Genomic DNA, 18,064 nt, shown 5'->3' on the forward strand with positions numbered 1-18,064 from the left:
ACGGGGCAGCGGGCACCGGTCAGGCGGCCGGGGAGAGGATGGTCCGCAGCGCGTCGCGGAGCGTCGCGGTGGCGATCGCCGGGGCGTCCCAGAAGATCATGTGGCCGGCGCCGGGGATCTTGTGCAGCGGCGCCGGCGGATTGCTCCCGGCGGCCTCCCCCGCCCCTTCCGCCGTCACGACGGGACTGTCGGCTCCGTAGAGCATGTGGGCCGGTCCGGGCACCCGGGGCCACCAGTCGAAGAAGTCCTCGTGTTCGAAGCCGTGGTGCGTGGCCACGATGGCCTCCTCGGCGCAACTGGACAGCCAGCGGGCCCGCAGTTCCTGTTCGCGTCGCGGCCAGGTGGGCCAGGAGGCGGCCACCTCGTCGGCGTCCGTTCCGCGCCGGGCTTCGGAGAGTTGCCGCAGGAACACCTCCCGGGGGGTGGGGTAGGGCCCGCGGTCCGGGCCGCTCATCGGCGGATCGGCCAGCACGGTGCCGCGCAGGGGCACCTTGGCACGCACCGCGACGGCCGCCGCGATCCGCGCGCCCATGGAGTGGCCGAGGAGCAGCGGACGGTCGAGGCCGAGCCGGCTGATGAGAGCCTCGGTGTCCTCGGCGTACTCCTCCAGTCCGTAGCCGTCGCCCTCGTCCGAAAGACCCCGGCCGCGTACGTCCAGCACCACCGGCCTGACCAGGTCGGTCAGTTCGCGTGCCACGAAGTCCATGGTGACCGCGGGACTGGTGATACCGGGCAGGACGACCAGCGGCGGCAGGTCGCCGCCGTAGTCGAGGGCGTGCAGCCGTACCTCTCCGGAGCGCGCCCACCGGCTCGTGGCCGGCACATCGGCCAGATCGGCAAGCGCGCTCTGCTGGACCGAACGCCGTGTCATGTGCTGTCTCCTCGTCGATGGGAACGCCGGGCCGCGTCAGGAGCCGCCGGGGCGGGAACGGAGCCGATGTAGCCGACGGCGTCCTCGAGGGTGACGACGTCGCCGTACTTGGCCTGGATGTCGAAGAGCGCCGCGTCCGCCGGCCCCTCGGCCCGGTCGCCCACGCAGGCACGGGGCACCAGCACCGGGAAGCCCGACTGGACGGCGTCGACCACGGTGGCCCGTACACAGCCGCTCGTGGTGGCGCCGCACACCACGACGGTGTCGCGGCCCAGTCCGGTGAGGGTGGCGGCGAGACTCGTGCCGAAGAAGGCCGAGGCGCCCTTCTTCACCACCAGCTGATCGTGTCCCGGCCGCATGGGCAGCCGCGGGTCGATGGCCACCGCATCACTGCCCTCGACCAGGGTGCGCATGCCGGGAGCCTTGCGCAGCCAGGCGATCGCGTCACCGGACGCCTCGGCCTCGGTGTAGGCGATCGCGGTGAAGATCACCGGCACATCCGCGGGCCGGGCCGCCTCGATCAGGCGCGTGGTGGCGGCCACGGCCTCCGAGAGGTCGGCACCCGAGGGATACGAGTCCTCGGTGAAACCCCGGGTCAGGTCCACCACGACGATCGCCGGACGGCTGCCGCGCCGCACCGCGGCACCGAAGCCGGCCCGCTGGTAGGTGCGGTTGGTGGTCAGGCCGTACAGTCCGCCGCTCATCGGCGCCTCCCCAGCAGCCAGCCCGGAACGAAGCCGAGCACGAACGCGGCCGCGACCGGGCCGTACTTCTTCAGCAGCGGGCCCGCGATCAGCACCATTCCGTTGAGCTCACCGGGCGCCTCGGCGGGTGCGCCGGCCGCGGGAGCGGACGCCGCGGGTGCCGCACCGGAGACGGGGGGCGCCTCCGCGCCGTCCTGCCGGAGGAGAAGGTTGCCGAGGTTCTGGGCGAACTGCTGGAGAATCTTGTCGGACACGGCCCCGATGGCGCCCTTGCCGAACTGGGCGATCTTGCCCCGGATCACCAGGTCGGTGGAGAGGTTCAGCTGGGCGCCGTCCTCAGTGGGGACGACCTCGAGGGAGACCTCGGCCTCGGCGTCGCCGCTGCCGTGGGTGTCGGCGCCGCTGGCATGGACCCGCAGCCTCCGTTTTTCGGCGTCGACCTCCAGGAAGCGCACGGTGCCGGCATAGGCGGCCGAGATCGGGCCCACCTTGATCTTGACCGCGCCACGCCAGGCATCGCCGTCACGGCCTTCGAGAGCGGCGCCGGGCATACAGGACGCCACTCTTTGGACGTCGCTGAGCAGGGCGAACACCGCGTCGGGCCGGGCTTGGACGGAAACGGTATTGATCAGTTGCATGAGTCCTCCTCGGTGCCCACGGCCCGCTGAGAGCGCCGTGCGGTCGCGCAGGCGTCGATCGCCTCGACGATGGTCTGGTAGCCGGTGCACCGGCACAGGTTCGCGGCGACGACCTCCCTGATGTCCTCCTTGGTCGCCTCCGGCCGCTCCGCGAGGAAGCCCTGGGCCAGCATCAGAAAGCCGGGGGTGCAGAAGCCGCACTGCAGGCCGTGGTGGGCGGTGAAGGCCCGCTGGAGATCGCTGAGCTCGCCGGTGCCGGAGTCGGCGAGGGATTCGACGGTGGTGATCCGCGCTCCCTCCGCCTGGGCGGCGAACATCAGACAGGCCCGGACCGGGAGCCCGTCGACGAGCACGGTGCAGGCGCCGCAGATCCCGTGCTCGCAGCCGACGTGGGTGCCGGTCAGCCGCAGATCGTGGCGGAGCACGTCCACCAGGGTGCGGCGCGGCGCCGTGATCACCTCGTATGACGTGCCGTTGACGTCGAGCGTGATGAGCTGGACGTCGTCGCCCAGGCCGGTGGTGTCGTTCATGGTGTCTGCTCCGGTGTGCGGGGGGTCAGGGCACGGTGGACCGTCTCCGGTGTGATGGGCGTGTCGTCCAGCTCGACGCCGGTGGGCCGCAGCGCGTCGTTGACGGCGTTGAGCACGGCGGCGGGCGCCCCGATGGTGCCGCCCTCGCCGGCGCCTTTGGCTCCCGTCGCGGTGAAGGCGCAAGGGGTCTCCAGATGGTGGATCACCACCTCCGGGATCTCATGGGCGGTGGGCACCTTGTAGTCCATGAAGCTGGTGGCCGACGGCTCGCCCTGGGCGTCGTAGGTGATCTGTTCGAAGAGCGCCCCCGAGATGCCCTGCGCGATGCCGCCCCGGCACTGCCCCTCCACCACCTGCGGATTGACGGCGACACCACAGTCCTCGACGCAGAAGTAGGCGAGGATTTCCACCTGCCCGGTGCCCTCGTGCAGTTCCACCACCACCCCGTGGGTGGCATTGGAGAAGGTGCCGTCGTTGTGGACGTCGAAGACGGCGGTGGCGGTGAGGCCCGGGTCGATGTCCTTGGGCAGCAGATGCGACTTGAGGTAGGCGGTGTCGGCCAGGTGCTCGTAGGTGAGCGCGACATCCGGGTCGTCGCGCCGGCGGACCCGGCCCCGGTCCAGTTCGGTCTCCTCCGGGGGGATGCCCCACTCGTCGGCGGCGATGGCGCGGAGCTTGTCGCCGAGCTTGCCCGCCGCCAGACGTACGGCACTGCCGCCGACCGCGATCGAGCGGCTGGCGAAGGTGCCCCAGCCGTAGGTGATGCGGTCGGTGTCGCCCTGGTGGAGTTTGACCTTGGCGATGTCGAGGCCGAGCGCATCGGCCACGATCTGCGCCATGGTCGTCTCATGGCTCTGGCCGTGGCTGATGGTGCCGGTGGTGGCGGTGACGGCGCCGCTGGTGTCCATGCGGACCTCGGCGAGGTCGAACCCGGGCACGACCTCCATCTTGCGCTGGGCGAAGGCGGCGGAGCCGTAGCCGGTGCGCTCGCTGAAGCAGCTGTAGCCGATCCCGATGTGCCGGCCCTCGGCCGTGGCCGCGGCCTGCCGGTCGTACCAGCCCGCCTCGCGCACTGCCCGCTCGCACAGGTCGAGGGATTCCAGATACGAGCCGGGGTCGTAGGTGATGTTGTTGACGCCGGTGTACGGGAAGTCGGTGATGACGTTGCGGCGCCGGATCTCCACCGGGTCCAGGCGCAGTTCGCGGGCGGCGCGCTCCATGAGCCGCTCCATGGCCATGACGTAACTCGGGCGGCTCACGCCCCGGTAGGGGGCGGTGGGCGCCTTGTTGGTGGTGATGGCCCGGCCGCGCACCCGGTAGGCGGGGACCTTGTAGACGCCGGGCATCTCGGCGGAGGCCATCAGCGGCTCGATGCCGGCGGTGAACGGATAGCAGGAGTAGGCGCCCATGTCGCACACCACGTCCGCGTCCAGGCCGAGGATCCGGCCGTCGGCGTCGAAGGCGGCGCGTACGGTGTAGTGCTGTTCCCGGGCGAGGAACGAGGCCGACAGGGCGTCCTTGCGGTCCTCGATCCACTTGACGGGCCGGCCGAGCCGCAGCGCGGCCGCCGCGGTGGCGATCTCCTCGCGGCCGACCACGCACTTGAGGCCGAAACCGCCGCCCATGTCCGGGACGATCACTCGCACCGCGCGCTCGTCCAGTCGCAGGCAGCGGGAGGCCACGGTCCGTACCTGATGCGGGGTCTGGGTGCAGGTGTGCAGGACGAGCTGTTCCTCCCGGGCGTCCCACTGCGCCACCGCGCCACGCGTCTCCAGCGGCAGGGCGTTCTGCCGGCCGGTTCGCAGATCGACGTGGACCACGCAGGGAGCCTGGTCGAAGATCTCGTCGATGCCCTCGGTGGCGAACAGACCGACGTCGACCAGGGTGTTCCCGGCGGCCTCCGCATGCACCCGCGGAGCGTCGGGGGCGAGGGCCTGTTCCTCGCAGGTGATGGGCGGGAGGGGTGCGTACGTCACCCTGGCGGCTTCCAGGCCGTCCTCGGCGAGATAGGGGTCCCGGGCGACGACCACGGCGACGGGCTCGCCGACATAGCGGACCCGGTCGCGGGCGAGGACGGGCATGGCGGTCGGCACGAACTCCGAGAGCGGGCGGCCGAGCTGGGCGGTGATGTCACCCAACTCCAGGTCGGCGGCGGTGAACGCGGCGACGACACCAGGGACCTGACGCACCCGCGTCAGATCGATCTCGGTGATCGTCCCATGGGCCACCGTGCTGCGGACGAACTGCGCGTGCAGCATGCCGGGCAGCTCGATGTCGTCGACGAAACGGCCACGTCCGGACAGCAGCCGGGGATCCTCCCGGCGCGCCACCGACGTGCCGACCAGCCGGTCGTCCTTGGCGGACGTCATCGTGACATCGCCTCCTCACAGGCTCGCTCGATCAGATTGCGGATGAGGTGCTTGCGGTAGTCGCCGCTGCCGCCTCCGTCGCTCGGCGGATCCACGGCGGAGGCCGCCGCCTCCGCGCAGTCCCGGAACGAGCCGCCGGCCGCCAGCACGGCCTCCGCCTCGGGCACGCGTACCGGCATCGCGGCGACACCGCCCAGAGCCACCCGGCCGCCGCGGACGTCCCCGCCGTCGGTCGCCAGATCGACCGCGGCGGAGACGATGGCGAAGTCTCCGCGGCGCTCGGCGAACTCGGTGAGCGCCGCGTGCGGCGCGGGGCGGGGGAAGACGATCTCCACGAGGATCTCGTCGGGGTCCAGGGCGGTGGTGTAGTAGCCGAAGAAGAACTCACCGGCCGGGATGCGCCGCCGCCCGCGCGGGCTGTGGGCCACGAACTCGGCGTCGAGCAGCACGGCCAGCAGACACCACTCGGCGGTCGAGTCGGCGTGCGCGATACTGCCGCCCACGGTGCCCCGGGTCCGGATCGGCAGATGTCCGATCCATCGCATGGCATCGCGAATGACCTGGAAACCCGCCCCGAGCCGGTCCGCGGGCGCGGTCTCCACCGTGTGATGGGTGGTGAGCGCCCCGATGTGCAGCCCGCCGTCGGCCTCGACCCCGAGGTGGTCGAGTTCGCGCAGGCCGCCGATGTCGACCAGATGCCCCGGGCGGGCCAGCCGGAAGTTCATCATCGCGACCAGGCTCTGGCCGCCGGCGATGACCTTGGCCTCGTCGGACAGTTCGGCCAGGAGTGCCGTGGCGCCCTCGACGTCGCGCGCTCGGTGGTACTGGAAGGGAGCGGGCTTCATGTTTCTCCTGTCGTTTCGAAGGGCGGTCCGGGCAGTCCGGTCGGAGCGGGCCGCCCTTCAGCGCACCGGCTGACCGACGGCCGGCTCCGGGGACGCGGGGGCGGGCACCGCGGTCGGGTCGTCCTCGTCGAGGTCGCGTCCCTTTGTCTCGGGCGCCGCGAACGCCGTCCAGATGACGGCCCCCAGGACGGCCGCGGCCAGTACCCCGAAGGTCAGCGGCAACCCCAGCAGCGGCCACATCACCGAGCCGAACAGCATCGGGGCGAAGCCGGTGAGCGCCCGGCTGAACGAGGACGCCCAGCCGAAACCGCTGGCCCGCAGCGTTGTCGGGTACAGCTCGGAGGCGTAGGCGTACATGGCGGGGATGGTCAGCTGCATCAGGAAGCCGAAGACGCCGATGGCCACGATGGAACCCGTCGGCATGCGCATCACCAGCGCGAACACCACCAGTGCGAGCGAGGCGATCGGGGCCGAGACCCCTATGAGCCACTTCCGGCCGACCGCGTCCACCAGCACCGTGGAGGTCAGGACGCCGACGATGCCGACCGCGCTCATCAGCGTGGTGCTCATGAAGGCGGCCGTGTCGCCGAGGCCCTCCTCCTTGAGGATGGACGGCAGCCAGCTCAGGGCCGCGTAGTACACCAGCATGACGGTGGCGAAGAGCAGCCAGGCGGCGGAGGTGATGCGCGGGCTGAACTTCCAGACCGCGCGCAGCTGTTCGAGCGCGGCGCGGGGGCCGTTCCCCCCTGCCTCGGGCACCGGGGCGGGGATGACGTACGGCTCGGCGGGCGCACCCGTGCGGGCCACCAGATCGTCGATGACGACCCGCGCCTCGGCTTCCCTGCCCTTCTTGCTGAGGTAGACGGGCGACTCCGGCACACCCCTGCGCACCCAGAACAGCAGCAGCGCCGGAACGCTCATCACGCTGAGCATCCACCGCCAGTTGCCTTCGAGGGACAGCATGGCCGTCGAGACCAGACCGCACAGGGTCACGCCGATCGGCCACCAGGCGTCCAGCGCGGTCAGTACGCGTCCGCGGTACTTCGTCGGGGAGAACTCCGCCACCAGGGCGTAGTCGACGGGAACACAACCGCCGAGGCCGACACCCGCGATGAAGCGCAGGGCGAGGAAGATCCCGTAGTTCGGGGCCAGGGCACCGGCCACCGAGAACACCGCGAAGATCAGCAAGGTGACGCTGAAGGACTTCTTGCGTCCGATGCGGTCGGCGATCGCGCCCCAGGTCACCGCGCCCACGGCCATGCCCACCAGATTGGCGGTGGCCACCAGACCTCGCTGGGATAGGGAGAGGTGGAAGTGGTCGCCCAACAGCGGCATCAGGAAGCCGTTGAGGGCGATGTCATAGGCGTCGAAGAGGTAGCCGAGGCCGCCGATGATGAAGATCCTGCCCTGGACCCCCCATCTCCATGGGAGGTCCTGGACGATTTGGTCGCCTGTTTTCACTGTCGCTCCACGGGGGTGTTCGGGGATGTGCCCGCGCGGGGCGACACCGAGGTGGATGAGCGGGAAGCGGCCCCGGAGGGGGCGGGTGATGAGCGGGAGGGGGAGGGGAGGGTCCGGTCAGCGGGCGAAGCGGTAGTCGAAGGCGCCCAGGTCCGGGTCGTCGAGCGGGCTGCCGCTCCACAACCAGTGGTAGGAGACGTCGGATTCGCCGTCGAAGCCGCGCCGCAGCAGGGCGTCCCTGGCCTCCTGCTGTGGACCGTCGGGATAGTGGTAGAAGGTCTTGTTCTGCAGTGAGGCGTCCTGGACCATGCCGGCGTGCTTGGCTCGCCGGTCCACATAGCGTCGCAGCGCGCCCTCGACGCCGTCGGCGTTGATCCGGCCCAGCTCCTCGGCCAGTACGGCGGCGTCCTCCATGGCCTGGGAGGCCCCCTGGGCCTGGTAGGGCAGCATGGCGTGGCAGGCGTCGCCCATGAGGGCCATGCGGCCGTCCATCCAGACCGGGTCGCGCCGGCGGTGGTAGAGGGCGAAGGAGAGCACGTCCTCCTTGGCCTTGGACAGCATGGCCGCCGCCCGGTCGTCCCAGCCCTCGTACGCGTTCACCAGGTCTTCCGCGGTGGCCGAGCCGGTCCACTTCTCGGCGACCTCGTCCGTGCACGGGACGCAGCCGACGACGTTGAGGTACTCGCCGCCGCGGATCATGTAGTGGACCAGGTGCCGGTCGGGGCCGTACCAGATGGTGCTCTGGAAGCGGTCCATCAAGAAGCGGGTGGCCGGGTCGGCGGCGATGAGGTCGCCGGGGATGAGGGCCCGGAAAGCCATCTCGCCGGAGAACAGCAGGGTGTCCGGGAGGCCCATGAGGTCGCGGACCCGGGAACGGATGCCGTCGGCGCCGATCAGCACGTCGGCCTCGAAGCGCCGGCCGTCGTCGGTCACGGCCGCGGGGCGGCGGGGGTCGCTCCGGTCCAGTTCGCCGACCCGGCTCGAGGTGTGCAGTGCGACCACCGGGCCGGGGCCGGTCGGGTCGACGCAGGCCTCGGTGAGGACACCGTGCAGATCGGCCCGGTGGTAGTGCCAGTACGGCGCGTTGTAGTGCTGCTTGACGTAGTCACCGAGCTGGGTCAGCCCGATGATGCTGCCGTCCTTCCACCGGCGCCGCACCTGGTCCTGGGGCTCGGTGTGGATGGCCTCCAGTTGCTTGCGCAGCCCCAGCCCGAGCAGGACCCGGCTCGCGTTGGGCGCTGTTTGGATACCCGCGCCGATCTCGCCGAACCGCGGTGCCTGCTCCAGCACGGTCACGTGATGGCCGCGCTGCCGCAGCGACAGCGCGGCGGTCATTCCGCCGAGCCCGCCGCCGACGATGACGACGTCGAGGGATTGGGTGGATGCCATCTTCTCTCCAGATGCAGGTGCGGCGGCGGGATCAGTAGTCGACGAGTCGGCCCGCGGTGACGACGTCCTGGCCGTCGACGGAGACGGTGCAGCCGCGCATGGCGATGTCGACGTGCGCATACGATTCGCGCTCGAGTACGGGGTGGGGTCCGGTGGACCACAGGAAGTTCCCGGCGAACGCCCGCGCGTCCATGCCCATCAGCTCTTCCTTGCCGTACAGGGCGGTGGCGAACCAGTCGGCGGTGCGCATCAGGCCCCAGCCCATATGGGACAGGCTGCGTCCCCATTCGTCGTTCGCGTCGTCGAAGAAGGTGTTGAGCAGGTGGGCCTCGGCGCCACCGGACACCTTCTCGATGTTCCCGCCCGCGATCTCCAGAGTGACCGGCTGACGTACGTACTCCTTGAACGGCAGCAGGATGTCGCCCTCGGAGAGCACGATCCGGCCCTCGGAGAACCGCGGCCAGCACAGGACCATGGTGCTCGGCCAGTGGTCCCAGCGGCCCGGGTCGTCGGCGAAGCCCACCTGGAACTCCGGCTTGGCGCCCGGCAGTTCGATGGTCAGGTCGGTGCCGGCCTCGGAGGTCACCCGCATGACGGACGCGCTCTTCAGCAGGTTGACGCCCTTGAGCACCTCCGCCTTGTCCTCCGGCTTGGGCAGATTGCGGACGAGTACGTCGGGGGCGTCGCACACGAAGAGGATGCGGGTGCCCGTCCGCATGATCTCCTGCTGGAGCGGGGCGTGGATGAAGCCCTCCCGGGTGAGGTCCACGACGAGGTCGGCGGCCTTGAGCAGGTCCTGCGCCGCGGTGTCGCCGAGCACCGCGCTCAGGCCGGGTCCGGCGCCGGTGCGGGTGCTGTCCGAAGGCGACGGGTTGCCGCCGGGGACCGTGGCGGCGATGACATGCGCGCCGCAGGCTTTGGCCGCGCCGAAGGCGGCCGCCACGTAGTCGCCGCGGCTGGTGGGCTCGGACAGGACGACGACGTGCTCATCGGGCTTGAGCTTGCACAGCTTCAGCTCCTGGGTGAACGCGTCGAGCAGGTCAACGGAGGTGAGGTCGAGCATGTCTCGCTCCTGGGGAGGGGGAAGGTGGCAGACGGCGATCGCGCGATTTGGGCAGGCGTAGGGGTATGGATCCAGCCATGCGGCCAGGTGGCTTCATGGGGAGACGCGGGTCTCACTGGCGCCGCCGACGCAATTAATCCGAACGCGTACGATCTGGGTCTGGCAAGGGGTTCGGCCGAACTTTTTTGTGATCAGTCCGCCTCCCGGGGTGGCCGCGGAGGGCAGGGCGACCCTGCTGACCTTGTATTTTCCCCGGATGTCGGCCGTCTTTCCCGACTTTACGAAGATGAACGAAAGATGATTGCGGCTGGCGTGAAGCCTTGCGCCGAGAGTTCGTACGTGCTCGGATGGTTTCTGTTCACATCCGGACTGCGTGCCCTGAGCTGCCTCGCGATGGCTGGTTCTGGGCGGCGCGCCGCTGCCAAGGAGGGTTCCGATGGTCATTCCCCGCGCCCCTCGGCGCACCGCCGTCGCGGTGCGCATGGCCCTGTCTGGCGCAACGCCGCTCAGCAGATCGGCGGAAGCCGGCCGGAGGCGCCCCGAAGGGGCGCGGGGCTGTATCGATACGCGGCTCCGCCGCGGGGCGCGATCGGCCACGACGGCGCCGCAGTGGGTCGACGGCAGGTCGGGGCGCTTCCGGCGGAGCGCCTATTCGCCGGTGACGCCGTCGATCCGCTCGCGGATGAGGTCGGCGTGGCCGTTGTGGCGGGCGTACTCCTCGATCATGTGCAGATAGATCCAGCGCAGGTTGTAGTCCCCGCGGACGGGACGGCTGACCACGTCGTCCAGGGAGCGGCCCGCGGCGGCCTCCTTGGCCTTGGCGATCTCCTCCCGCCAGATGGCGAAGGCGGCCTCCGGGGTGTCCTCGTCGGTGAGGTGGAACTCCCCGTCCGGGTCCTCCTCGCTGTACCAGATCGGCGCTATGTCCTGCTGGGCGAGCACCCGGCGGAACCAGCTCCGCTCGACCTCGGCCATATGCCGTACGAGGCCGAGCAGGGTCAGCCCGGACGGCGGTGCCGACGCCTCGCGCAGCTGCTTGTCGTCCAGGCCCTCGCACTTGAGGGCGAGGGTCGCGCGGTGGAAGTCCAGCCACCCCTCCAGGCTGGTGCGTTCATCGGCGGTCCGGGGCGGGTCGGGACGTTCTGTGGTTGTCATGGCGGTCATGATGGTGGCGCCGCCGCCATGACCGCCACGCGTTATTCGCCCAGCATCCCGCGCAGCAGCTCCCCGAACCCGGTGCGCAGTGCCGCGCGGTCGGGTACGGCGTCGTGGTCGGCGCCCGCGGCGCAGCTGAACATCAGTCCCTCGCACCAGGCCACCAGGGCCCGCGCATGCCGCCGGGGCTCGGTGGAGCCGAGCGCCGCCATCATCGCCTCGAGCGGCTCCCGGAAGCCGCGCCCCGTGGCGTCGTAGAACTCCCGCAGCTCGGGGCGGCGGGTCGCCTCCAGCGCGAGCTCGTAGCGGGCGATCAGCAGATCGCGCTGGGTGGTGAGCGAGCGGTGCAGGGCGAGCGCGAGCGCGTCGGCCAGCGCCGCGACCGGATCGGTTCCCTCCGGTGCCGCGCCGGCGGGGCCCGGCATCTCGTCGGGCGCCAGCACCTCCGCCTCCCGCTGGGCCAGCCGCCGGACCGCCGCCTTGAGCAGGGCGGCGCGGGTCCGGGCGTGGTTGGAGGTCGAGCCGAGCGGCAGCCCGGCCGCCTCGTCCACCGCGCGGTGCGTCAGCCCCCGCATCCCGCGCTCGGCCAGCAGCGCCAGCGCGGTGTCGGCGATCAGCTCGGCGCGGGACGCTCCGGACGCGGAGGCGGCGGACGGGGCGGCGCCGGAAGCGGAGGCGGCGGTTCGATCAGCGGTCATGGGGTCAACCTAAGCCCATCCGCCACTCGCACTACGGATGTAGTAACGTAAGTGAGTACTACACCTGTAGTGCACTTGGAGGAGTCATGCAGCAGCCCCGTGCCGTCGTCATCGGTGCCGGAGTCGGCGGGCTCACCGCCGCCGCGGCCCTGCACCGTCGTGGCTGGTCCGTCACCGTCCTGGAGCGGGCCGCCCGTCTCGAGCCGGTCGGCGCCGGAATCTCGCTCGCCGCCAACTCCCAGCGCGCCCTGGACGCCATCGACCTCGGCGACGACGTGCGCGCGCTCGCCGCCTGGCAGGGCGGCGGCGGACTGCGCACCCCCGGCGGCCGCTGGCTCTCCCGGATGGACAGCGCCACGACGGCCGAGCGCTTCGGCGGCCCGCTGGTCCTCCTCCACCGGGCCACCCTCGTCGACCTGCTCGTCTCCCGGCTGCCCCAGGGCGTGGTCCGCACCGGGGCCGCCGCCCGGCTGGCCGACCCCGGCGCCGCCGGCCGCCCGGCCCGGGTGACCACCGGGGACGGCGACCACGAGGCGGACCTCGTCATCGCCGCCGACGGCATCGACTCGGCCGTCCGCCGTACGCTCTTCCCGGACCATCCCGGGCCCCGCTACGCCGGATTCACCACCTGGCGCGTCGTCATCCCCGCCCCCGACCGGCCGTTCGAGCCGCACGAGACCTGGGGGAGAGGCCGGATCTGGGGCACCCAGCCGCTCAAGGACGGCCGGGTCTACGCCTACGCGGCGGCCGTCGCCCCGCCCGGCGGCCGGGCCCCGGACGACGAGCGGTCCGAACTGCTGCGGCAATACGGCGACTGGCACAGCCCCATTCCCGACATCCTCGCCGCCGTCGCGCCCCAGGACGTGCTGCGCCATGACATCCGGTCCATGGCCGAGCCCCTGCCCGCCTACCACCGGGGCCGGGTCGCCCTCCTCGGCGACGCCGCCCACGCGATGGCCCCCACCATGGGGCAGGGCGGCAACCAGGCCATCGAGGACGCCGTCGTCCTCGCCCACCATCTGGCCCCCGAGATCACCGACCCCTCCGCCGCCCTGGCCGCCTACACCCACGACCGGCTGCCCCGCACCATGGACGTGGTACGCCGCTCGGCGCGCACCGCCCGCATGATCACCCTCACCAGCGCCCCCGCCGTCGCCCTCCGCGACGCCGCGATCGCCGCCGTCGGCCGCATCGCCCCCGGGCTGGCCCTCCGCTCCTTCGACGGCATCGCCGACTGGCGTCCGCCCACCCCCACGTATCCTGCGGGGGCACGGCGGAAGGCATGATCGGAAGAGACCGGGGAGAACATATGAGGGTCGGCTGCGTCGGGCTCGGCGACATCGCGCAGAAGGCGTATCTGCCCGTGCTGATGGCCCGCCCCGGTCTGGAGCCGCATCTCCACACCCGCACCCCCGCCACCCTCCAGCGGGTCGCCGACACCTATCGCGTCCCCGGGGCCCAGCGCCACGCCGACCTGGACTCGCTGCTCGCGGCCGGGCTCGACGCGGCCTTCGTGCACGCCCCGACCGACACCCACGCCGACCTCGTCACCCGGCTGCTCGAGGCCGGGGTGCCCACGTACGTGGACAAGCCGCTCGCGTACCACCTCGCCGACAGCGAGCGGCTCGTGCGGCTCGCCGAGGAACGCGGGGTGAGCCTGATGGTCGGCTTCAACCGGCGCTACGCACCCGGCTACGCCCAGTGCCTGGACCACCCGCGCGATCTGATCCTGCTCCAGAAGAACCGCGTCGGCCTCCCCGAGGACCCGCGCACCCTGGTCCTGGACGACTTCATCCACGTGGTCGACACGCTGCGCTTCCTCGCGCCCGGCGAGGTGGACCACATCGATGTGCGCGCCAGGGTCCGCGGCGGGCTGATACACCATGTGCTGCTGCAGCTGTCCGGGGACGGGTTCACCGCGCTCGGCGTGATGAACCGGATGAGCGGCTCCACCGAGGAGGTCCTGGAGGTCTCGGGACAGGACACCAAGCGGCAGGTGCTCAACCTCGCCGAGGTGGTCGACCACAAAGGCCAGCCGAGCGTGCGCCGCCGGGGCGACTGGGTGCCGGTGGCGCGGCAGCGCGGGATCGAGCAGATCACCGACGCCTTCCTGGACGCGGTGCGCTCCGGGCGGCGGATCGGCGCCGAGGACGCGCTGCGCACCCATGAGCTGTGCGAACGGGTCGTCAGGGACGCCCTGGAGTCGGCTGGTCTGTCCGCCGGTCCGACGGCTGGACCGGCTGCCGGTCCGTCCGCCGTCTGAGCGCCCGGCCCCCCTCGGCCGCGCAGAAGACGGCGAGCGCCGCCATCGCCCCGTACACCGGCCAGGGCCCGATCCGCACATAAGGGCTGGTGCCCTGCCCCAGCGGCACCGGGTAGACGGTGGCCGCGCTGGTGCCGGTGGACATCCGGGGGCCCACCGGCTCGCCGCGCGGCCCGAACACCGCGCTCTCCCCGGTCAGCGTGGCGTGCACCATCGGCCGCCAGGTCTCGGCGGCCCGCAGCGCGGCCAGCGAGGCGTGCTGCTCGGGCGCCCAGCTCCCCTGGAAGGTCGAGGTCGAGGACTGGACGACGAGCATCCGCGCCCCGTCCCGCGCCAGGGTCCGGCTCATGTCCGGGAACGCCGACTCGAAGCACACCAGCGGCCCGATCCGCAGCGAACCGGGGAGGTTCATCACCACCGGTTCGGTGCCCCGGTGGCGGTCCTCACCGGCCGCCTTGCCCACCGAGGTGGCCCAGCCCAGCAGCGGCCGGGCCGGGATGTACTCCCCGAAGGGGACCAGCCGCATCTTGTCGTAGCGCTGTCCCGTCGGGCCGTTCGGCCCGATCAGCACCGAGCTCTTGTAGATGCCGGGCATGTCGCCGCGCCGCGCGTCCACGTTGACCAGCAGATCCGCGCCGACCGTCCGGGACAGCGCGGCCAGCCGCCGGCTCACCTCCGGATGGGTGGTCAGATCCTGGGCGACGCTGCTCTCGCCCCACACCACCAGGTCGACATCGCGGCCGGCCAGCTGCCGGGTCAGCTCCGCGCTGCGCTCGAAGCGCGGCCCCGGCCCCTGGATGACCCCCGGCTGCACCACCGCGATCCGCGCCGTCCCGGGCTCCTTGGCCTGGGGCACCCAGGCCCATGCCCCGGCCGCCGCGGCGCCGCACGCGGCGAGCCCGGCCAGCGCCACCGTACGGGCACGGGCCACCGCGATCAGTACGGTCACCGCGACATTCACCAGCACCAGCAGGAAGCCGAGCAGCCAGACCCCGCCCACCGAGGCCAGCCGCAACGCGGGCGCCACCTGCCACTGGCTCGCGCCCAGCAGCCCCCAGGGCCCGCCGAGATACTCCCAGGACCGGGCCAGCTCGGCCATCAGCCAGACGGACGGCAGCAGCACCAGCGCCGCCGCCACCCGCCCGGACCCCGGGCGGCCGTGCAGCAGCCGGTGCGTCAGCCACCCCCAGGGCACCCACAACAGCCCCAGCAGCAGCGCCAGGAGCACGATGAACACATGCAGGCTCGGCATCAGCCAGTGGTGCACCGCGAGCAGGAACCCGGCGCCGCCCAGCCAGCCGTCCCGCATCGCCCGGCGGCCGGTGGGCGCCGAGCGCATCAGCAGCAACCAGGGCACCAGGGCCACATACGCCCACCACCACAGCGAGGGCGCGGGGAAGGCCAGTGCGGGCAGCGCGCCCGCCGGCAGCGCCATCGCGCCCCGCCACCACGGGGAGGCCAGCCGCCGCCCCCACAGGCCCTCGCCGCCGACCGGCCTCCGCACCTCGGATGCCCCCCTCCTGTTGGCACAGGGCCAGTGTGCGGGAGTCAGCCGATCATGAACAGGGCGGAGGCGTGCCGGAGCGTGCTTCATGCCGGTTCCGGGAGGTCGTGTTCCGGGAGCTCTCGTTCCGGGAGGTCTTGTTCGGCCCAGATGAGCTTGCCGCCCTCGGTGTAACGGGTGCCCCAGCGGCGGGTCAGCTGGGCGACGAGGAACAGCCCCCGGCCGCCCTCGTCGGTGGTGCGGGCGTGGCGCAGCCGCGGTGAGGTGTTGCTGGTGTCGGTGACCTCGCAGATCAGTACGTCGTGCCGGATCAGCCGCAGCCGGATGGGGCCGGTGCCGTGGCGGATGGCGTTGGTGACCAGCTCGCTGACGATCAGTTCCGTGGTGGTCATCAGCTCGTCCAGCCCCCACTCGGCGAGCTGGCGCATCGCCAGGGAGCGGGCGCTGGCCACGATGGCCGGATCGGAGGGCAGGTCCCAGGAGACGACGTGGCCGGTGCCAAGACCGTGGGTACGGGCCAGCAGCAGGGCCACATCGTCGGTCTGCGGGGAGGTCAGCAGGGTGTCGACGACCGTGCGGCAGAGCTCCTCCAGCGGCAGCACGGCCTGGCCGAGGGCGTTGCTCAGCCGGCTGAGGGCGACGTCGACGTCCTGGTCGCAGGTCTCGATGAGCCCGTCGGTGTAGAGGGCGATCAGGCTTCCGGCGGGCAGCTCCAGCTCCGCCGACTCGAACGGCAGCGACCCCAGGCCCAGCGGGGGACCGGCGGGCAGCGCGGGGAAGGTGACCTCGCCCGAGGGGTCCACGATCGCGGGGGTCGGGTGGCCCGCCCGCGCCATCGTGCACCGCCGGGTGACCGGGTCGTAGATCGCGTACAGACAGGTGGCGCCCATCACCGCGGCCGCCACGCCCTCCTGCCCGGCCTCCTCCTCGGTGAGCCGGATGACCAGGTCGTCGAGGTGGGCCAGCAGCTCCTCGGGCGGCAGGTCCATGTCGGCGAGCGTGTGCACGGCCGTCCGCAGCCGCCCCATGGTGGCCGCGGCGTTGATGCCGTGCCCGACCACATCGCCGACCACCAGCGCCACCCGGGCGCCGGACAGCGGGATCACGTCGAACCAGTCGCCGCCGACCCCGTTGCGCGCGTCCGTGGGCAGATAGCGCGAGGCCACCTCGACGGCCTGGCCGCCGCTCAGGGCGTGCGGCAGCAGACTGCGCTGGAGGGCCAGCGCGGTGGCGTGCTCACGGCTGTAGCGGCGGGCGTTGTCGATGTTCAGCGCGGCCCGCGCGACCAGCTCCTCGGCGAGCAGCAGATCGTCCTCCTCGAACGGGTCCGGATGCCGGGAGCGGACGAACGAGGCCACGCCCAGCAGGGCGCCGCGCGCCCCGATCGGCGCCACCATCAGCGACCGCATCCCGAACTCGCGCACCTTCGCCGTCCGCGCCGGATCGTCCCCGGACCAGGCGCTGATGGAGTTGCCCATCACGGGGTCGAGCAGCGCCTCCCCGGAGAAGAAGCAGCAGGCGAAGGGGGACGTGGGGGAGATGGCGATCGCGTCCCCCAGCCCCGCGATCGACTCCGGGCACCCCTCCCGGATCGAGGCCTGACCGGCCCGGCGGAAGGCGGGCACGGTCTCGCCGGGGGTCTCCAAGGGCTCCTCGCCGCGCAGGATGGAGTCCAGCAGGTCGACGGTGACGAAGTCGGCGAGCCGCGGTACCGCGAAGTCGGCCAGCTCCTGGGCGGTGCGCATGACGTCCAGAGTGCTGCCGATGTGCGCGCTGGCCTCGTTGAGCAGCGCCAGCCGCTCCCGGGCCCGCCAGCGGTCGGTGACGTCGATGCCCATGTAGCACACGGCCACCGGACGGCCCTCGGCGTTGTCCAGGCGGAAGAAGGAGGTCGAGTACGCGTGCTCGCGGTGGGGCGCGGCCATCGTCCAGCCCCGGTACTCGTAGTCGATCACCGGCTTGCCGGTCTTCAGCACCTGCCGCATCTGCGCCTCGAGCGCCTCGGTGTCCAGCCCCGGCAGGCACTCCGCCATCCGGCGCCCCATCCGCTGCTCACGGGGCAGCCCGCCGTAGCGCTCCAGCGTGTCGTTGAGCCACACATACCGCAGATCCGGGCTGAGCACGGCGATCCCGACCGGCGACCGGGTGAGGAACGCCTGGAGCAGTGAGCCGCTGAGCGCCCAGGTCGGGATGGAGCCCACATCGATCCCGGAGACCAGCCAGGAGACATCGCCGTCCGGGTCGCGCACGGCGGAGATCCGCAGCCCCAGCTCGACCCGGCGCCCGTCCCGGTGCCGGAGCCGGCCCAGACCGCCCCAGCCGTCGTGCTCCTGGCACCATGAGCCGATCGCCTCGGCCTTCGCCGCGTCCTCCGGCGCCGCCAGCAGCATCCTGGCCGACTGCTTCATCGCATCCGCCGCCGGATAGCCGAGAAGTCTCTCCGCCGCCGGGGTCCAGCCGATGATGGTCCCTGTGGCGTCGATCAGCGCCGAGGCCGCATCCGCCATGTCGAACGGGACATGCGTCTCGGTCGGCGCGATTCCCTGGGGGATGGCCATCGTACCCGTCCCATCT

The 18,064-nt window shown here is 72.0% G+C and carries 15 protein-coding genes; 2 read left to right on the top strand and 13 right to left on the bottom strand.

Features of this window, described 5'->3' with window-relative positions; all coding sequences use genetic code 11:
- Positions 1 to 19: 19 nt before the first annotated feature.
- The 11 genes from J2Z30_RS06065 to J2Z30_RS06115 all read right to left on the bottom strand — a co-directional run bounded on the left by J2Z30_RS06065 (position 20) and on the right by J2Z30_RS06115 (position 11,723).
- Positions 20 to 871: an alpha/beta fold hydrolase gene (locus J2Z30_RS06065; RefSeq protein WP_044579425.1), complete on the bottom strand. Its 852-nt coding sequence runs from the start codon at positions 869 to 871 to the stop codon at positions 20 to 22.
- A complete protein-coding gene (locus J2Z30_RS06070) occupies positions 868 to 1,575 on the bottom strand; it encodes an isochorismatase family protein (RefSeq protein ID WP_044579430.1) in 708 nt (235 codons plus the stop codon). Before J2Z30_RS06070 ends, J2Z30_RS06065 begins: the two co-directional genes overlap by 4 nt.
- Positions 1,572 to 2,213, bottom strand: coding sequence for an SRPBCC family protein (locus tag J2Z30_RS06075; protein ID WP_044579432.1), 642 nt, complete (start codon positions 2,211 to 2,213; stop codon positions 1,572 to 1,574). Before J2Z30_RS06075 ends, J2Z30_RS06070 begins: the two co-directional genes overlap by 4 nt.
- The gene (locus tag J2Z30_RS06080; RefSeq protein ID WP_044579434.1) at positions 2,204 to 2,743 is read right to left on the bottom strand and encodes a (2Fe-2S)-binding protein; all 540 of its coding nucleotides are present in this window, start codon (positions 2,741 to 2,743) and stop codon (positions 2,204 to 2,206) included. Before J2Z30_RS06080 ends, J2Z30_RS06075 begins: the two co-directional genes overlap by 10 nt.
- The gene (locus J2Z30_RS06085; RefSeq protein WP_044579435.1) at positions 2,740 to 5,112 is read right to left on the bottom strand and encodes a xanthine dehydrogenase family protein molybdopterin-binding subunit; all 2,373 of its coding nucleotides are present in this window, start codon (positions 5,110 to 5,112) and stop codon (positions 2,740 to 2,742) included. The genes J2Z30_RS06080 and J2Z30_RS06085 overlap by 4 nt, the downstream gene beginning before the upstream one ends.
- Positions 5,109 to 5,957: an FAD binding domain-containing protein gene (locus J2Z30_RS06090; RefSeq protein ID WP_044579437.1), complete on the bottom strand. Its 849-nt coding sequence runs from the start codon at positions 5,955 to 5,957 to the stop codon at positions 5,109 to 5,111. Before J2Z30_RS06090 ends, J2Z30_RS06085 begins: the two co-directional genes overlap by 4 nt.
- A 57-nt stretch (positions 5,958 to 6,014) precedes the next feature.
- Entirely contained in the window at positions 6,015 to 7,418 is a 1,404-nt protein-coding gene (locus tag J2Z30_RS06095) for an MFS transporter (RefSeq protein ID WP_044579439.1), read from the bottom strand.
- Between the two features lie 117 nt (positions 7,419 to 7,535).
- Positions 7,536 to 8,807 carry an FAD-dependent oxidoreductase gene (locus J2Z30_RS06100; protein ID WP_044579442.1) on the bottom strand — a complete coding sequence of 424 codons (1,272 nt, stop codon included), beginning with the start codon at positions 8,805 to 8,807 and terminating at the stop codon, positions 7,536 to 7,538.
- A 31-nt stretch (positions 8,808 to 8,838) separates the two neighbouring features.
- Positions 8,839 to 9,870 carry a 2,5-dihydroxypyridine 5,6-dioxygenase NicX family protein gene (locus J2Z30_RS06105; protein ID WP_044579444.1) on the bottom strand — a complete coding sequence of 344 codons (1,032 nt, stop codon included), beginning with the start codon at positions 9,868 to 9,870 and terminating at the stop codon, positions 8,839 to 8,841.
- 648 nt (positions 9,871 to 10,518) lie between these two features.
- On the bottom strand, positions 10,519 to 11,025 hold the full coding sequence (locus J2Z30_RS06110) for a DinB family protein (RefSeq protein WP_044582350.1): 507 nt from the start codon (positions 11,023 to 11,025) through the stop codon (positions 10,519 to 10,521).
- Between the two features lie 41 nt (positions 11,026 to 11,066).
- Positions 11,067 to 11,723: a TetR/AcrR family transcriptional regulator gene (locus tag J2Z30_RS06115; RefSeq protein WP_044579446.1), complete on the bottom strand. Its 657-nt coding sequence runs from the start codon at positions 11,721 to 11,723 to the stop codon at positions 11,067 to 11,069.
- An 86-nt stretch (positions 11,724 to 11,809) separates the two neighbouring features.
- On the opposite strand from J2Z30_RS06115, the gene J2Z30_RS06120 reads away from it, so the two are divergent.
- Complete coding sequence (locus J2Z30_RS06120; protein ID WP_044579447.1) at positions 11,810 to 13,009, top strand: FAD-dependent monooxygenase; 1,200 nt, start codon at positions 11,810 to 11,812, stop codon at positions 13,007 to 13,009.
- Between the two features lie 23 nt (positions 13,010 to 13,032).
- A complete protein-coding gene (locus J2Z30_RS06125) occupies positions 13,033 to 13,986 on the top strand; it encodes a Gfo/Idh/MocA family protein (RefSeq protein WP_044579449.1) in 954 nt (317 codons plus the stop codon).
- On the opposite strand, the gene lnt is transcribed toward J2Z30_RS06125, so the two are convergent.
- Together lnt and J2Z30_RS06135 are read right to left on the bottom strand one after the other, a co-directional pair.
- Entirely contained in the window at positions 13,910 to 15,421 is a 1,512-nt protein-coding gene (gene lnt / locus J2Z30_RS06130; protein ID WP_052702156.1) for an apolipoprotein N-acyltransferase, read from the bottom strand. The two genes, J2Z30_RS06125 and lnt, sit on opposite strands and share 77 nt — an antisense overlap.
- A 155-nt stretch (positions 15,422 to 15,576) precedes the next feature.
- Positions 15,577 to 18,048 (bottom strand): SpoIIE family protein phosphatase, encoded by a 2,472-nt coding sequence (locus tag J2Z30_RS06135; RefSeq protein WP_044579453.1) that lies wholly within the window; start codon positions 18,046 to 18,048, stop codon positions 15,577 to 15,579.
- Positions 18,049 to 18,064: the final 16 nt, after the last annotated feature.

This window comes from Streptomyces iranensis (genome assembly GCF_017874715.1).
Taxonomy (GTDB): domain Bacteria; phylum Actinomycetota; class Actinomycetes; order Streptomycetales; family Streptomycetaceae; genus Streptomyces; species Streptomyces iranensis.

Excerpts from the sequence above, each read along its gene's own strand:
- J2Z30_RS06065 (WP_044579425.1), bottom strand. The coding sequence starts at position 871 with ATGACACGGCGTTCGGTCCAGCAGAGCGCGCTTGCCGATCTGGCCGAT.
- J2Z30_RS06070 (WP_044579430.1), bottom strand. The coding sequence starts at position 1,575 with ATGAGCGGCGGACTGTACGGCCTGACCACCAACCGCACCTACCAGCGG.
- J2Z30_RS06075 (WP_044579432.1), bottom strand. The coding sequence starts at position 2,213 with ATGCAACTGATCAATACCGTTTCCGTCCAAGCCCGGCCCGACGCGGTG.
- J2Z30_RS06080 (WP_044579434.1), bottom strand. The coding sequence starts at position 2,743 with ATGAACGACACCACCGGCCTGGGCGACGACGTCCAGCTCATCACGCTC.
- J2Z30_RS06085 (WP_044579435.1), bottom strand. The coding sequence starts at position 5,112 with ATGACGTCCGCCAAGGACGACCGGCTGGTCGGCACGTCGGTGGCGCGC.
- J2Z30_RS06090 (WP_044579437.1), bottom strand. The coding sequence starts at position 5,957 with ATGAAGCCCGCTCCCTTCCAGTACCACCGAGCGCGCGACGTCGAGGGC.
- J2Z30_RS06100 (WP_044579442.1), bottom strand. The coding sequence starts at position 8,807 with ATGGCATCCACCCAATCCCTCGACGTCGTCATCGTCGGCGGCGGGCTC.
- J2Z30_RS06105 (WP_044579444.1), bottom strand. The coding sequence starts at position 9,870 with ATGCTCGACCTCACCTCCGTTGACCTGCTCGACGCGTTCACCCAGGAG.
- J2Z30_RS06110 (WP_044582350.1), bottom strand. The coding sequence starts at position 11,025 with ATGACAACCACAGAACGTCCCGACCCGCCCCGGACCGCCGATGAACGC.
- J2Z30_RS06115 (WP_044579446.1), bottom strand. The coding sequence starts at position 11,723 with ATGACCGCTGATCGAACCGCCGCCTCCGCTTCCGGCGCCGCCCCGTCC.
- J2Z30_RS06120 (WP_044579447.1), top strand. The coding sequence starts at position 11,810 with ATGCAGCAGCCCCGTGCCGTCGTCATCGGTGCCGGAGTCGGCGGGCTC.
- J2Z30_RS06125 (WP_044579449.1), top strand. The coding sequence starts at position 13,033 with ATGAGGGTCGGCTGCGTCGGGCTCGGCGACATCGCGCAGAAGGCGTAT.
- lnt (WP_052702156.1), bottom strand. The coding sequence starts at position 15,421 with ATGGCGCTGCCGGCGGGCGCGCTGCCCGCACTGGCCTTCCCCGCGCCC.
- J2Z30_RS06135 (WP_044579453.1), bottom strand. The coding sequence starts at position 18,048 with ATGGCCATCCCCCAGGGAATCGCGCCGACCGAGACGCATGTCCCGTTC.